General features: G+C 58.2%; 15 protein-coding genes. 9 read left to right on the top strand and 6 right to left on the bottom strand.

The genetic code is table 11. The annotated features are described in order from the left end of the window. Positions 1-205: 205 nt before the first annotated feature. The 9 genes from D7X94_RS19165 (at position 206) to D7X94_RS10285 (ending at position 5,227) form a co-directional block, all read left to right on the top strand. On the top strand, positions 206-1,069 hold the full coding sequence (locus D7X94_RS19165; protein ID WP_243111259.1) for a flavodoxin: 864 nt from the start codon (positions 206-208) through the stop codon (positions 1,067-1,069). Positions 1,070-1,081: 12 nt separating this feature from the next. Then, entirely contained in the window at positions 1,082-1,291 is a 210-nt protein-coding gene (locus D7X94_RS10315) for a tautomerase family protein (RefSeq protein ID WP_120427633.1), read from the top strand. Positions 1,292-1,306: 15 nt separating this feature from the next. After that, positions 1,307-2,293: an aldo/keto reductase gene (locus D7X94_RS10310; protein WP_120427632.1), complete on the top strand. Its 987-nt coding sequence runs from the start codon at positions 1,307-1,309 to the stop codon at positions 2,291-2,293. Then, complete coding sequence (locus tag D7X94_RS10305; RefSeq protein WP_120427631.1) at positions 2,290-2,967, top strand: DUF4405 domain-containing protein; 678 nt, start codon at positions 2,290-2,292, stop codon at positions 2,965-2,967. The genes D7X94_RS10310 and D7X94_RS10305 overlap by 4 nt, the downstream gene beginning before the upstream one ends. 118 nt (positions 2,968-3,085) lie before the next feature. Then, on the top strand, positions 3,086-3,286 hold the full coding sequence (locus D7X94_RS10300) for a hypothetical protein (RefSeq protein ID WP_147401704.1): 201 nt from the start codon (positions 3,086-3,088) through the stop codon (positions 3,284-3,286). Positions 3,287-3,330: 44 nt separating this feature from the next. Next, positions 3,331-3,501, top strand: coding sequence for a flavodoxin (locus D7X94_RS19515; protein ID WP_330558197.1), 171 nt, complete (start codon positions 3,331-3,333; stop codon positions 3,499-3,501). After that, positions 3,498-3,791, top strand: coding sequence for a hypothetical protein (locus tag D7X94_RS10290; protein WP_120427628.1), 294 nt, complete (start codon positions 3,498-3,500; stop codon positions 3,789-3,791). The genes D7X94_RS19515 and D7X94_RS10290 overlap by 4 nt, the downstream gene beginning before the upstream one ends. Then, the gene (locus D7X94_RS18165) at positions 3,776-4,000 is read left to right on the top strand and encodes a hypothetical protein (RefSeq protein WP_147401703.1); all 225 of its coding nucleotides are present in this window, start codon (positions 3,776-3,778) and stop codon (positions 3,998-4,000) included. The genes D7X94_RS10290 and D7X94_RS18165 overlap by 16 nt, the downstream gene beginning before the upstream one ends. A 54-nt stretch (positions 4,001-4,054) precedes the next feature. Then, a complete protein-coding gene (locus D7X94_RS10285) occupies positions 4,055-5,227 on the top strand; it encodes an aldo/keto reductase (RefSeq protein WP_120427627.1) in 1,173 nt (390 codons plus the stop codon). Between the two features lie 67 nt (positions 5,228-5,294). Here the strand turns inward: D7X94_RS10285 and D7X94_RS10280 are convergent, their stop codons facing one another. The 6 genes from D7X94_RS10280 to dinB form a co-directional block, all read right to left on the bottom strand. Beyond that, positions 5,295-5,636, bottom strand: coding sequence for a helix-turn-helix domain-containing protein (locus D7X94_RS10280; RefSeq protein ID WP_120427626.1), 342 nt, complete (start codon positions 5,634-5,636; stop codon positions 5,295-5,297). Positions 5,637-5,875: 239 nt separating this feature from the next. After that, a complete protein-coding gene (locus D7X94_RS10275) occupies positions 5,876-9,253 on the bottom strand; it encodes a hypothetical protein (RefSeq protein WP_120427625.1) in 3,378 nt (1,125 codons plus the stop codon). Positions 9,254-9,361: 108 nt separating this feature from the next. After that, complete coding sequence (gene rlmB, locus D7X94_RS10270) at positions 9,362-10,123, bottom strand: 23S rRNA (guanosine(2251)-2'-O)-methyltransferase RlmB (RefSeq protein ID WP_120427624.1); 762 nt, start codon at positions 10,121-10,123, stop codon at positions 9,362-9,364. Positions 10,124-10,485: 362 nt separating this feature from the next. Beyond that, complete coding sequence (locus D7X94_RS10265; protein ID WP_120427623.1) at positions 10,486-11,253, bottom strand: TIGR03915 family putative DNA repair protein; 768 nt, start codon at positions 11,251-11,253, stop codon at positions 10,486-10,488. Next, on the bottom strand, positions 11,232-12,530 hold the full coding sequence (locus D7X94_RS10260; protein ID WP_120427622.1) for a putative DNA modification/repair radical SAM protein: 1,299 nt from the start codon (positions 12,528-12,530) through the stop codon (positions 11,232-11,234). Before D7X94_RS10260 ends, D7X94_RS10265 begins: the two co-directional genes overlap by 22 nt. Before the next feature lie 314 nt (positions 12,531-12,844). Continuing rightward, complete coding sequence (gene dinB / locus D7X94_RS10255; RefSeq protein WP_120427621.1) at positions 12,845-14,038, bottom strand: DNA polymerase IV; 1,194 nt, start codon at positions 14,036-14,038, stop codon at positions 12,845-12,847. Positions 14,039-14,510 lie beyond the last annotated feature (472 nt).

Below are 14,510 nucleotides of genomic sequence, written 5' to 3'. Positions count from 1 at the left end.
TTTCTCGCCCTGATTGGGAGTCTATCTTTTTCCCTTCACCTCCGCCACAAAACTACATTTTTTCCTCGGCGTTTTTTTACATTTTATCACTGGCGCTGACACCTCGGCGCAAACGCCTACCCCCACGGAAACTCTCGCTCCTACGGAAACCCCGGCGGCGAGGGAAACACCCTCTCCCCAGCCGGAGCCTGCGGGAACCAACGCTGTGGTGGTCTACTTCTCCTGGTCTGGCAACACGGAGGCGGTGGCTGAAGCCATTGTTCAGCAGACCGGGGCGGATGTGTTCAGAATCCAGCCGGAAACGCCCTATACGGACGATTACGACGCTCTGCTGGATATCGCTAAAGAAGAGCAGGCCGAGGGTGCCCGCCCGGCCATCTCCGGCAGGCTTGAGAACTTGGAGCAGTACGACGTGGTGTTCCTGGGTTTCCCCAACTGGTGGGGCGATATGCCCATGATCCTCTACACGTTCCTGGATGAGTACGACCTGTCCGGAAAGACCATAGCGCCCTTTGTCACCAGCGGCGGCAGCGGGTTTTCCGGCACCATCAACGCCATAGAAAGCGCTGAGCCAGACGCGGCAATAACGGGGGGGCTGTCGCTGGGCAGTTCTGAGGCACGAGAGCCGGAACAGGCTGTAGCGGATTGGCTCCAGGGTCTGGAGTCTGGGGAAAGTGGTATAAAAGTAATGACAAACTATGACAAAGGAGATGAAAAAATGGCCGCAAAAATCATCGTTCAATCCGAACAAGGTCAGGTGACCTATGAGCTGAACGGCAGCGCGGCGGCATCCTCTCTGCGTGGGCAGCTCCCCCTCTCCCTGGCGGTTGAGGATTTCAGCACAAACGAAAAGATATTCTATCCAACCCAAGCGCTGGATACAACGGATTCCCCTTTGGCAAAGGGAGGGGCAGGTACTCTGGCCTACTATGCACCCTGGGGAGATGCGGTGATGTTCTATGGCGATTTTCGTGAAAATCCCGACTTGTTTGAACTGGGAACCGCGACAGAAAGAGCGGATATTATTTCGAAAATGTCTGGAACCATCACGATTCTGGCCGCCGAATGAAGGGAGAAAAAGATGCCACACATTGCTATCTCAATGTTCCCTGGCAGAAACAAGGAAGCCAAACAAGCGTTAGCCGATGAAACACAATCTTTTATCGCAAATGAGCTGGGAATAGAAAGCAAGTTTGTGTCTGTGTCCATTGAGGATGTCCCACCTGAAAGCTGGGAGAAAAATATGGAACAGTTCCCGGAAGAAACCCTATTTGTTAAGCCAGGTATATAAATTGGAGGAACCATCATGAAGTACACAAAATTAGGCAATTCGGAACTGAACGTCTCCCGCATCTGCATGGGCTGCATGGGCTTCGGCGACTCCCAGAAGGGGATGCACTCCTGGACGCTGGACGAGCAGAGCTCCAAAGAGATCGTCAAGCGGGGGCTTGAGCTGGGCGTGAATTTCTTTGACACGGCCATCGCCTACCAGGGCGGCACCGGCGAGGAATACCTGGGCCGCATCCTTCGCAGCCTCGCAAAGCGGGAGGACGTGGTGGTTGCTACCAAATTCCCGCCCCGCAGTCAGGCCGAGATCGGCGCCGGGATTACCGGCCAGCGGCACGTGCAGAATATGCTGGACGCCAGCCTTCGGCACCTAAGCATGGACTATGTGGACCTGTACATTGTCCACTCCTGGGACTATAACACCCCAACATTTGAGATCATGGAGGGACTGAATAACGCCGTAAAAGCAGGCAAGGTCCGGGCCATCGGCATCTCCAACTGTTACGCCTACCAGCTGGCAAAAGCCAACGCTCTGGCAGAAGCGAACTGCTTTGCCAAGTTCGTGTCCATCCAGGGCCACTATAACCTCATCTTCCGGGAGGAGGAGCGGGAGATGGCAAGGCTGTGCCAGGAGGACAATATCGCCATGACACCCTACAGCGCTCTGGCATCGGGACGGCTCTCCCGGCGGCCCGGCGAGACCTCCAAGCGCTTGGAGCAAGACACTTATGCCAAAGGCAAGTATGACGCTATGGCGGAGCAGGACGGGGAGATCATCGCCCGGGTCGCGGAGTTGGCAGATAAGCATGAGGTGAGCATGACGGAAGTATCTTTGGCCTGGCTGCTGACGAGGGTCACGTCGCCGGTGGTGGGGGCGACAAAGTTGCACCACATCGAGAGGGCGGCTAGGGCGGTTGACTTGGAACTGACTGCGGAGGAAATCGCCTACCTGGAAGAGCCCTATGTTCCCCACAAGCTGGTGGGCGTCATGGCGCAGAATAGATGAGAGTGAAAAGAGTATGCCGGAGGGCAGCAGACCTGGCGATGACTGCCGCCCTGCTCTTGCTGATGGGCTACCACCTGTGGGGCGATGCGGTCCATGAGTGGGCCGGGGCGGGGATGTTCCTTTTGTTCCTGCTGCACCATGGACTGAACGCCGGGTGGTACGGCTCCCTGTTCCGAGGAAAGTGGACAGGAGGCCGCATTGCCCAGACAGCTATAGATGGACTGCTGTTCGTTGATATGTTGTGCCTGATGGTCAGCGGAGTTACCATGTCCCGTCACGTCTTTGGCTTTTTGCACCTGGGCGGTATGGTCATGGCCCGCTCTATGCACTTGGCAGGCTCCTATTGGGGATATGTGCTCATGTCCATGCATATCGGGCTGCATTGGGGCGTGGTGATGAGCCTGGCCCGGAAAGCCGCGAAACCGGCGCCTGCTGCGAAAATTTTCTTGCGTGTTTGCGCGGGGCTTACGGCAGCGTATGGCCTGTGGGCCTTTATCCGCCGGGGATTTTTGACCTATATGTTCCTACAAAACCAGTTTGTGTTCTTTGATTTCAGCGAACCGGCGTTGCTGTTCTATCTGGACTATCTTGCCATCATGGGGCTGTTTGCGGCCTTGGGGTATTATGGACAAAGACTGCTGCGCAGGCCGCACAGAAGGGAGGAAGCAGAATGAATCTGAAGGGTATATTGGCGCACTATTGGTCGCAATTCTTTTGACTCTCACCGCCTGTTCCTCTGCCCCGGAGATCCAACTGCCTGCGCCTACCCTTACGGTGTCACAGAAAAGCTCGTTGCCAACGACCAGCCCTTCTCCAGAGAGCAGTGAGCCTGAACCTGTTTATTCCAGTAAACCGGCTGAAAGCCTTCCTCCAGCGTCAAAGAAAGAACACATCCTGATTGCCTACTTCACCTGGGCGGAAAACACCCATGTGGACGACCCGGATTCGGTAGACGTGGACGCAACCACATCTGCCAGCGTCCTGCTAAGCTGACCAACAAAACACCTGCTCCCTCTCCTGACCCTGACCAGAGCAAGGTGCTGGTGGCCTACTTCTCCTGCACCAACAACATAGAAGGCGTCGCCCGGCGGCTGGCGGACTGCATGGAGGCGGATATTTACGAAATCACGCCAGCATCCCCACTTGCCAACACCTTAAGGGTGTGTGCAAATCTTACCACGCCCCCGGTTATGTGGCTGAGGCCATGAGGGAGAACGGCCTGCCCGGCACTTGCCATGGTATTGGGGAGAAAATCTCCATCGGGCCGGTAGAGCTGACGACCACCCCGGCCTGGCACAACTGGCAGAATGATTTCCCCGACCACCAGTATCGAGAGTGGAAACGTGAGGACTATTGCGGCTACTGGCTGGACACACCGACGGTACGGCTGCCGGGGGATTCCCGCCTGCTGCCCGAGCATCTGGAAATGCTCCAGCCGAATGTGATACTGTTTGATTCTCCGACAATGACTGGCATATCGGCTTGGACGGGGCTATAAAGCTGACAGACGCTTCCCCCAGCACCAAACTCCTATGCACCCATTGGGGTACAGTGGACGCGCCGGACTCTACGCCATTTAACGCCGACCCGCTGGTGCTTTTGAACAATATTGAGAAACCAGAGCGGATTCTTGTTGTAGTCCCGGAGCAGGCAGTCTTACTGGAACGACATGCGGTTTATGTTTCGGAATTTTCCTATGCCTATTGACCTAGATCGCACCCTAAATGTTAAAATGGATAAAAACCACGAGGAGGAACCATCATGCTGTACAAACCATTCCAAGACCTAAAACTCTCCACCCTGGGCATGGGCAACATGCGCCTGCCCACTGTAGGCGAGCGCGGGCCCATCGACCAGGAAAAAGCCCGTGCCATCATCGAACACGCCTACCACCAGGGAGTCAACTACTTCGACACCGCCTACCGCTACCATGGGGGCGAATCCGAGGGCTTTGTGGGGAAGGTGCTCAGCCAGTTCCCCCGGGGCACCTGGTACTTGGCCTCGAAAATGCCGGGGCACATGATGAATTACAAGGACGGCAAGCTGGGGTTCCAGGGGTACCTTGCCGGGGAGGAAGTGAAGTCCATTGCCTCCATTTTTGAGGAGCAGCTGGAAAAGTGCGGCGTGGACTACTTCGATTTTTACCTCCTGCACAACCTGTGCGAGACCTCCTATGACTTCTACACCAACGAGGAATTGGGCGTGGTGCGCTACCTGTTGGAGCAGAAAGAAGCCGGGAAGATCCGCCATCTGGGCTTCTCCGCCCACGGACGGGCCGACACCATCGGGAAGTTTTTGGATCACTACCCGGACACCTTCGAGTTCGTGCAGATCCAGCTCAACTACCTGGACTGGGAGCTGCAGGACGCCAAGAGCAAGTACCGGCTTTTAGAGGGCAGGGGCATCCCGGTGATCGTCATGGAGCCGGTGCGGGGCGGCAGCCTTGCCAACCTGCGGCCTGACTGTCAACAGCTCTTGGAAGCCGCCCGTCCGGAGGATTCCATGGCGGCGTGGGCCTTCCGATTCCTGCAGAGCCTGCCCGGAGTGCAGGTGGTACTCTCCGGCATGACCACCATGGAGCAGTTGGAGGAAAACCTGCGGCTCTTCTCTCAGGATGACCCACTTACGGACGATGAAAAGGCCCTGCTGCAAAAAGTGGTGGCCGATCTGGCCGACCTGGTGCCCTGCACCGTCTGCCGCTACTGCTGCGAAGCCTGCCCACAGGGGCTGGACATTCCAAAGCTGATTTCTATGTATAATGAGATAAATTATAACAAGGGCCTGGGCTCCCTCAGCTTCACCCTCAACGCCATGGAAGAAAAGGAACTTCCCTCGGCCTGCCTGGGCTGTGGGGCCTGTGAGAAGCTGTGCCCCCAGAGCATCGCCATACCAGAGGTACTGGGGAAATTCAATAAAGCATTGCAATCGACCTAATTCCGCCCATGTTTCGTATGTCGGTGTTCTTCCCCGCCGTGACCGGCATGGCCTTTGAGCAGATGACCTACAGCCTGGTGGCCGGGCGCTCCCTCTCCAGGTGGAAGCTCCTGCTGGCATTGTACCGCAGTCTGTGGATGTGGAGCCGTTGGAGCAACTCCGGCGCATCAAAGCCCGGAATGGTCCTGAGAAATTGGGGGATTGTGAGTCCAGGTAAATTCCGCTGGCGGAAACATACTTTCATAACGGCCCCGCTTTCGTCCGTTTCTTCCCCGCGCTTCAATTCAAGGTATATCGTTTTTACGCTCATACCCAGCCGAACCGCTACGTCTGCCGCACGGTCGTTTGACTGATACCATGCGGAAATCTGCTTGCGGTCCGCGAATGTCAAGTATCTGTATTTCCACATGATTTCTCACCCCCGGTTCCGTCGTTCTCTCATTTCTTTGCAAAAAAATAGGTTACACAGGCCGTTTGACCTTGTGTAACCTATTTTTAATGCTTGCAATAGTAAACGCACTTGAAATCGGTATTTCCCGATTTCAAGCTGGGCGGCTACGCCGCCTGGTTCAAAAGAGGTAAAGTACCTCTTTTGAACTGCGTTAACGATATCTCAGGAGAAAGCCTTTCTTATTGAAACGCTGCTATTTACCGCCGGAGCTTGGGCAGCAGCACCAAAACCGCCACCCAGAACATCTCAAAGCCGAACAGCAGAAAAGCGGAAAGCTGCCGGATAAACCCAAAGCAGGACAGGAAAGCCACCAGCACAAAGCCTAAAATCAGTGCGGCGGTCTGGATCGCCACCAAGACGCCCGCCATGCGCTTCTGCTCCACACAGGCGGCGATCAGGCTCATCATGGACTCCATCCGGCCCTTTGTGGCCGCGACGGCGTCGGCTCTAGGAGCCGTCTCCTGAGTCAGCTGTCGGGCAATCTCGCCCAGCTGGCCGTCCAGAATGCCCACACTGGCGGAGTCGATCCCAAACAGCCGGGAAACCAGCCCCACCGTCACGTTGGGGTCTGTGGTGCGGACCAGCACGCTGATTCCGCTGTCCTCCAGGCGCTGAAGCTCGTTCTTCCGGCGGCGGTCTGCGGCATAGGTCAAGACCAGCATGGCCACCACGTCCGCGTCCACCGCGATATAGATGATGTTTTTGTTGCCGGAGGCATACTGGGTTTCTTCCTCCCGGCTGGGAGCTTCCAGCCGGTGGTTGATCAGCAGCCCCCGCCCGCCGATATATATGGTCTGGCCGTCTACCCGGCCCACAACGCCGCCTCCTGCCTCATAGGCGTACTTTTCCACCTGGGGCAGCGCGTCCTCGTTCTCGCTGATCACCTGGTCGAATACCCCAGAGAGTGGACCGCCCACTTCCTTCATCAGGGCGGAGGCAGCCATAATTCCATCTTCGGCCATTACCTTGCTGCCAAAGGTTTTGATGCCCGCGAGCACCACCGTGCCTGTGGGAAAGAGTTCCCCAGCGTCGGCAATCACAGCGTTTACGTCGCCCAGCTTGTCCACCGCCTCATACCCCACGGCCATGCCGCCGGCCCGGCGCACTGTCTTGCACATATTGCTAATGGGGAGGTTCACCGAGAGCATATTTCCCGCTGCCACACAGGCGCAGCAGGCTGCCGAGAAAGCCCCGATAGCGGTGGGCACGTTCCGGGTAATTAACAGCGTGGCGATGCATAACACCAGAGAGGAAATCAGCCCAAGAGGAGCCATAAGCTGAGAGGAGGCCTCCGAGGGGTCCGGTGTGTAGGAGAGTTCCAAGAAGCGTTTTAAAAACCCTGCCCTGCACTGGTAAGCGACGAGGGGTTTCTCTGCTACGCAGTCCTTGGTCATTTTCAAGGAGGTGTTATAGTCATCATAGAGCTGGACGCCGTATTTCTGCTCTCGGGAAGTGACAAACCGGAAATTGCTGTGAATCCGCCGGATCATAGTGAGCTTGCCCGCCGCGTTCACAAAGAGCAGCGCCGACGCCACGGCGGCATAGAGATGAAGGCCGGCCTCCACCAGCTGGTCCCGGAAAAACAGGGAAGTCACGGTCTGTACCAGTACCGCCAGCACAGCCACCGCGACGCCGCTGTCGGAATTGGCCTTGGCGGAAAACAGCGCTTTCAAGCCGTTTCCAACCGTTTTGTAGCACACTCCGGCAGCCACGATGAGGAATACCAGCGTGAGGATTACATAGGCTAAAGGCCAGCTGCCTCCGCTCTCCTTGAGAGAGAACCGGCTGCGGCAGATCAGGCTCACTAGGGCCAGCAGCACGGTGCACACCCCGGTAATCATCAGCCGCAGGGACAGCTCCCGCATTTCTCCCCGCAGCTCGTTGGAGATAGAGCGGGCATCCTCTGGACCAGTGTAATCCTCGATGGACTCTTCCGCGCCCTTTCTGGGGCTCTGCTCCTGAGCCGCCGTCTCGGCCGCTTCCTCGGGCCGGGGCCTTTTTACCCGTTTGCGGGGGGCCTGTTTTGCCTGCATGGCGTCCCGGTGCCGCTGTAGGCTCTCCGACTCAGAAAGCAGGGCGCTTTGCAGCACATCCGCGTTGATGATATGGGTGGAGATATTCCGGGAGCGGTACTGGAAGATGTCCTCTACATAAGGCACCTCATGGACCGGTCTGGGCGGGGGCGCGGGTTTTGGCGGCTCTGCCGTCGGACCTTTTGAAGCCTGCGCGGCCTCCAGCTCTTTTTCGATGGCAGATTTGGGCATCTCGATGGTGCGGGCGGGAACAGGCTCTTGGGACGGGCGAACTGTGGGCTGCTCCTGATACTCCTGGACACGGGGGTATTCCCTTCCGGGCCCGGCGGCCTGAACCGGCGGAGACTCTGAGGAAGAGGCCTCTTGGTATACGGGTATCGTCCCGCTGCCCATGGGAAGTTCAGGCTCCTGCCGCTCATACTGGGGCCCTTCCTGGGGATAAGCGGGAAGGGATTGCCCTTCGGCCGGATAGCCGGGCTCCTCCCGGTATTCCTCATATTCCGGATATTCTTCCAGCGGGGCGGGGGTATAGGCCTGAGGCTCCGCATAGGAGGCTTGATCGTCCTCTTCATAAATAGGCTCTGGATACTCTCCGTATTCCGACTGGGCCGGCTTCTCCGGCAGCAGCTCCTGATAGATCTCCTCCGGCACGTATGGCTCCTCACGCTGAACCTGGGGTTGTTCCTGATAGACCGGGGGCTCAGCAGGAGCGGAAGCGAGGATCCGGTCCACTGTTTCATCGCTGACCGGCTGGGCGTCCCGCAGGCTTTGCAGCTCCATGGTGCTGTTCAGCACGTTCAGCTTGATCTCCATGGTCTGGTCAGAGGTTTCCAACATGGCCTTTTGCAGGTCGGAGAGCCCGGCCTGGGTCTGAGCGCCTTCCGGGTCCAATCCGTGCTGCCTGGCGTAGGGATCGGCGGCAAAGGGCGTCACCGGCATGGGAGCCACCACGCCGAACTCGTCCGCCACCTGCTGCTCGTCCATCCCGGCGCTCTGTACCGCCTCTGCCACCCGACGGCGGCGCTCCTTCTGCAGCCGCTGGAAATTCTCCTCTACCTCGTCGTCAATGGCCTGGGAATCGTCGAACAAAGCCTTGTAGCCCTCTTCCCCCAAAGGAGGGGTGTCTCCATCCAGCCGGTATTCGTCAATAGGCTTCAGCTGGATGCCATAGTACATGTCGTCCTCGTTCTCATCGAAATCCGGGACCTTTTTCTTCCGGCCGAACAGGCCCCAGCGCTTTTTCTTCTTTTTCTTCCCTTCCGGCTCTTCCGGGGCGGGCTCGTCCTCTCGCTGGGGAGGAGTTTGGTCCTGGATGGGCGGGGAAGGAACGGACGGCTCCTCATAGACTGGCGCGGGCTGTTCCTCCCGTGTGCCAGTGGCCGCCGCCTGAGGATAGGAAAAAGAAGCCTCCTCCAGATCGGGTTCTACTTCTACATATTCCACGCCTTCCGGCAGCGGTCTTTCTCGACCGGCAGCCTGGGCCTTTTCCCGCTCCAGACGCTGTTCCTCCAGGATATCTTCCAAGGTAAAATCATCTTTCATGTTGATGACCACTTTCCTTTCTGGGTATGGCCGAAACTTTCTTGAACACGGCTTGCTTGTGGCCGCAAAGGTGGCAAAAGCCGCGCCGCGCGCCGTATGGAGCCAAACTCAGCGCAACCCGCGCTGGCGGACGGCTTCATAGCACAGAATTCCTGCCGCCACCGAGGCGTTCAGGGAGTTCACCCTGCCCCGAACCGGCAGCGAAACCACAAAGTCCGCCTTTTCTTTGACCAGCCGGCTGACGCCCTTTCCCTCTGACCCGATTACAATGGCTGTGGGGCCTGTAAAGTCCGCCTGGCACCAGGGCTGGCCGTCCATGTCCGCCGCGAAGATCCAAAGTCCGCGCTTTTTTAATTCCTCTGCCAGAACAGCCAGATTTTGCGCCCGGGCTACGGGAACGTATTCCACCGCTCCCGCGGAGGCCTTTGCCACCGCATAGGTCAGGCCTACGCTCCGCCGCTTGGGGATAATCACCCCATGGGCCCCGGCGCATTCCGCGCCCCGGAGTACAGCGCCCAGGTTGTGGGGGTCCTCCAGGCCGTCGCAGACCAGAAGCAGCGGGGGCTCTCCCCGGGCTTCAGCCAAAGCCAGCATATCCTCCACAGTGGCGTACTCTTTGGCGGCGGCTACCGCCAGAACGCCCTGGTGGTTCGCGCCGTTACACATATGGTCCAGCTTGCGGGCGTCAACCTCTTTGATGGGAATCCCGGCCTTCCTAGCTTTGGCAGACAGACCTCCGTCCTGGCGCTGGCCCTTGGCTACGTAGAGGGAATCAATCGCCCGCCCGGAACGCAGGGCTTCGGCGACCGGATTCCGCCCGGCAATGATTCCTTCCCCATAGACTTTTTCACGGTTTTCCAAAAGAAACATCCCCTTTTGGGATTTTTATTTTTCAGATTGGGTATACCTGGCGGGAAATATACATGCCCGCGCATCTCAGCCCCTTTTTCCCACTATCGAGGTAATCATTGCTATTATACCACTTAATCCGCAAAACCGCAAGTAAAACGTGGCTTGAACCCCATAAAGTGCGTTTACTATATGCTCCGGATGCTCCGGAGAAGGCCTTTCTTGCTGGGCAGGCCTCCGGCAGGCGGGACTCAATACACTATCAAAGCCTATAGCATATTGCGGGACCGCAGAGTTTCACTCCAGCCGTCATAATAAAATCAGCTGTGGCAGGTCTGAAAAAGCCACACAGCCTGTAATTACAGGCTGTGAATACGGTTCTTTTAGTCAGGATCTCTCTGGAACTCCGTCATGTTGGGCCAATAGCGCATGGGCATGTTTCCCCGGCGGAGCTTGTGGTTGATCCGCCCCTCTACGGCAATGGTATCATAAAAGAGCCGCCATAGGTTCCGGAATTTTTCTTCCTCTTCGCTGGGCTCTGGCAGCTCCAGGCTGTCCGCATAGAAAAACTCCCGGCAGGGCCGCTCTCCTGTCTGATAGACAAATCCCATGCCGTGGCTTTTATCGAAGATCACGAAGTTCTCCGTATTAAACCGTTCGCAAAAATGGCCCACAATAAGAGGCAGCACCATATTATTGGGCGTGATCATAGCCGCCAGAAAGCCCCCGCAGTCCGCGAAGCGGATGAACTCCACATGGTAGTGGGCTTCATTTTTCAGGTAAAGCAGGGCTTTGTTTACCGCGTGGACGTCGTCGTTCACGGTCATTCCCGTCACTTTGGCTCCATGTTGGTAGCCCAGCAGGATGAAGCGGATCAGCCGCAGCTCCTTGTCCTCCATGCAGGTGAGAAAGCCGTCCCGTACCATCCGGTGGGCCTCCGGGGAGATTCTCTGGACAAGAGACTTCTCCACCCGCCGGGCCAGCTCCGGCCGGGTTTCTACCACCTTGATGCTGAACAGGGTGGCCTGGGGCTCGTCCAAAGGCTGGACACCCTGGGGCAGGCGCTTGTCCGCAAAGCACTCCGCCACGCAGCAGAGGAAGCCCTGGTAGCTTCCGTCGTAGCGGTAGACTAGATTTGTCCTGTCAAGCATTTTACACCATCCTCCCTTGTGGGGCTGAAGAGCGAGAGCTGCTCCGGCGGCTCCATTTTTTGCTGACCCAGCCCCCGCTCGCTGATAGCTCCGGCGATCACGGCGGGGTTGTCCATGGGCAGGGGCGAGGCGCTCTTTCCGCCGCACACAATGAAATACCGGGCCCGCTTGAGCACCACGCCCAGCTTTTTCAGACCGTCGAAGTCCAACCGGCCCTGCCGCCGGGCGGCCCGGATCCGCATGGCACTCTTCACCCCGATCCCCGGCACCCGCAGCAGCATCTCGTAGGGGGCGGTGTTCACCTCCACCGGGAAATGCTCCATGTGGCGCACGGCCCAGTTGCACTTGGGATCCAGCAGGGGGTTGAAGTCCGGGTTCTCGTCGTCCAGAATCTCCCCGGCGGAGAAGCCGTAGAACCGCAGGAGCCAGTCCGCCTGATAGAGCCTGTGCTCCCGCAGCAGGGGCGGGGGCGTGTTCAGGGCGGGGAGGGCCCGGTCCGCCACCACGGGCATGTAGGCGGAGAAGAACACCCGCTTCAGCCGGTAGATCTTGTAGAGGCCTTCCGTGAGAGCCAGAATCTGCCGGTCGGTCTCCGGGCTGGCGCCGATGATCATCTGGGTGGACTGCCCCGCCGGGACGAACCGGGGCGCGGCCTTATAGCGGACGATCTCCTTGCTGTTCTGGGCGATGCCGTCCCGGATCTGCCCCATGGGGGCCAGAATCTTCTCCTTGCTCTTCTGGGGGGCCAGGGTTTTCAGGCTCTGGCCGGAGGGCAGCTCGATGTTCACGCTCATCCGGTCGGCGTAGAGGCCCAGCTTTTCGGTGAGCCGGGGGCTGGCCCCGGGGATGGCCTTCACGTGGACGTAGCCCCAGAAGCCGTAGTCCTCCCGCAGGGCCTTCAGGGCGGTGAGCATGAGCTCGCAGGTGTAGTCCGGGTTTTTCACCACGGCGGAGGAGAGGAAGAGCCCCTCGATGTAGTTGCGGCGGTAGAACTCCATGGTGAGCCGGCACAGCTCCTGGGGGGTGAAGGTGGTCCGGCGGCAGTCCTGGGACCGGCGGTTCACGCAGTAGGTGCAGTCGAAGGCGCAGTCGTTGCTCATAAGCACCTTCAGAAGGGAGATGCACCGGCCGTCCGCGGCGAAGCTGTGGCAGATTCCGGCCTTGACGGCATTGCCCAGCTTGCCCTTCTGGGCGGGGCGGTCCACGCCGCTGGAGGTGCAGGCCACGTCGTACTTGGCCGCGTCCGTGAGGATTTCCAGTTTTTCAAAAATGTCCATATCTCTCTCCCATCTTTCGGTGAGGGCCGTAAAAGTTTCGCCGGCCTTTTCAAAGGCCGCAGGAGTTTGAGGGCAGAGCCCTCAAGGTCTTGCCGTAGGGGGCGTTTTTTGCCCCCGGAGGCCCCTGAATACTCCACAATAGACTTCTTGCGAAAATATTTTTTGAGTAATAAAAGGCCTCCGGCGACTTAGGGGCGTTGCCCCTAAGAACCCTACCAGGGGCCTAACGCCCCTGGACCGCGTCATTCCTTATTATCTGTTCTGTGAAAGGGTTAGTTTTTCATCTTCCGGCAAGAGCTCCTGCGGATTCCGGGCTAATCGCCCTCCCCGCGCGTTTTCTCCATCATAAAGGCCCGGCGGATGCTCCCGTCCCCGTACTTCTCCCGCACCCGGTCCACCGCGTTTTCCAGACGCTCCCGGCGCTGGAGGCCGTCCGTGTTCTCAAAAAAGCTCAGCTGGCTCTCCTCGGCCGGGCTCAGGTGCCCGGCCCGGACCCCCAGCAGCCGGACCTCCCATTTCTTGTTCTCCCGGCGGTATAGCTCCAGCGCCGCCTGGTACAGGGACTGAGAATCGCATACCGGCGCGGCCAGCTGGGTCTGCCGCTGGATCTCCTGAAAGTCCCCGTTGCGCACCGTGAGCTGCACCTCCCGGGTTTTCAGCCCGTGCCTGCGCAGCTGGGCGGCCACCGACTCGGACAGCGCCAGCAGTGTGGCCTTCACGTCCTCCTCCCGGGTGATGTCCCTGGGCAGGGTGGTGCTGCTGCCGATGGATTTGGGGTCCTCCTGCTCTCCGGGGCCCTGTACCGGGGAGTCGTCCAGGCCGTTGGCGTAAAGCCACAAGGTCTCCCCCCTGCGGCCCATGAGCTGGCGCATCACAAGCAGCTCCACCCTGGCGATGTCCCCGATGGTGTGCATCCCGTACTGGTGCAAGGTCTTTGCCGCCTTGGGGCCCACAAAAAGCAGCTCCTCGCAGGGCATCTTCCAGATGATGGACTCCATTTCCTTCCTGCCGAACTCCGTGACCGCGTCGGGCTTTTTGTAGTCGCTGCCCAGCTTGGCAAAAACCTTGTTAAAAGACACGCCTACCGACACTGTCAACCCCAGCTCGCTTTTCACCCGCCGGCGGATGTCCTCCGCGATATCCCGTCCGGAACCGAACAGCCTTTCGCTGCCATACACGTCCAGCCAGCATTCGTCCAGGCTGAAAGATTCCACCTGGTCGGTATACCGGCAGTACAGCTCCTTTGCCAGCCGGGAGAACCGGGCGTAGCGGTCGTGGTGGGGAGGCAGCAGCCGCAGGTCCGGGCACTTCCGCATAGCCTGCCAGATGGGCTCGGCAGTTTTCACGCCCTTTTCCTTGGCAAGCATGTTCTTCGCCAGGATAATCCCGTGGCGGCTCTCCCGGTCCCCGGCCACGGCCATGGGCACATCCCGGTACTCCGGCGCGTAAAGAGTCTCCACCGAGGCGTAGAAATTATTCATGTCCACATGCAGGATTCCGTTTTCCATAACTGCCCCCAAATCTTTGTTCTCTACTATTTTAGAACGTGCGTTCGCATTTGTCAAGTTTTTTTTGAACATGTTCCCATAAGCTGAGCCCAAACGCCTATCCAGGCGCAGCTTTTCATGCCGCGCCGTTTTCATGTTTCGGAGGCTATTCTGCCAAAAAGAACTCCCGCGTTATACAGCGGATACCGCGCGGGAAATCGGGAAAGGAAAAATCCGGGAAAAACCCCTTTATTCCCAGCGACTTTTGTGCTATACTATCTGTAGACATACTTGAAAATCGCTATTCACCGATTTTCGAGCTTGTTTTTCTGCATTTGGTTCACAAAAGAGGGTTTTTATCTCTTTGGGAACAGCATTTATCTTTAAAGAGTGTGCCCGGCGTTGACTTTGCCAAGCTACAGGGAAGCCTGGAAGGCCGGCGTCTTTTTCAGAGAGCTTTTGGGGAGGTTCCAAGTATCCTCCGCAGCTCTTT

Source organism: Acutalibacter sp. 1XD8-33 (assembly GCF_003612555.1).
GTDB lineage: Bacteria > Bacillota > Clostridia > Oscillospirales > Acutalibacteraceae > Acutalibacter.
Note: the sequence above shows the minus strand (reverse complement) of the source record. Positions and strands in the feature narration are given on the sequence as shown.

Coding starts and splice junctions, on each gene's coding strand:
- D7X94_RS10315 (WP_120427633.1), top strand. CDS start 1,082: ATGCCACACATTGCTATCTCAATGTTCCCTGGCAGAAACAAGGAAGCC.
- D7X94_RS10310 (WP_120427632.1), top strand. CDS start 1,307: ATGAAGTACACAAAATTAGGCAATTCGGAACTGAACGTCTCCCGCATC.
- D7X94_RS10305 (WP_120427631.1), top strand. CDS start 2,290: ATGAGAGTGAAAAGAGTATGCCGGAGGGCAGCAGACCTGGCGATGACT.
- D7X94_RS10290 (WP_120427628.1), top strand. CDS start 3,498: ATGAGGGAGAACGGCCTGCCCGGCACTTGCCATGGTATTGGGGAGAAA.
- D7X94_RS10285 (WP_120427627.1), top strand. CDS start 4,055: ATGCTGTACAAACCATTCCAAGACCTAAAACTCTCCACCCTGGGCATG.
- D7X94_RS10280 (WP_120427626.1), bottom strand. CDS start 5,636: ATGTGGAAATACAGATACTTGACATTCGCGGACCGCAAGCAGATTTCC.
- D7X94_RS10275 (WP_120427625.1), bottom strand. CDS start 9,253: ATGAAAGATGATTTTACCTTGGAAGATATCCTGGAGGAACAGCGTCTG.
- rlmB (WP_120427624.1), bottom strand. CDS start 10,123: ATGTTTCTTTTGGAAAACCGTGAAAAAGTCTATGGGGAAGGAATCATT.
- D7X94_RS10265 (WP_120427623.1), bottom strand. CDS start 11,253: ATGCTTGACAGGACAAATCTAGTCTACCGCTACGACGGAAGCTACCAG.
- D7X94_RS10260 (WP_120427622.1), bottom strand. CDS start 12,530: ATGGACATTTTTGAAAAACTGGAAATCCTCACGGACGCGGCCAAGTAC.
- dinB (WP_120427621.1), bottom strand. CDS start 14,038: ATGGAAAACGGAATCCTGCATGTGGACATGAATAATTTCTACGCCTCG.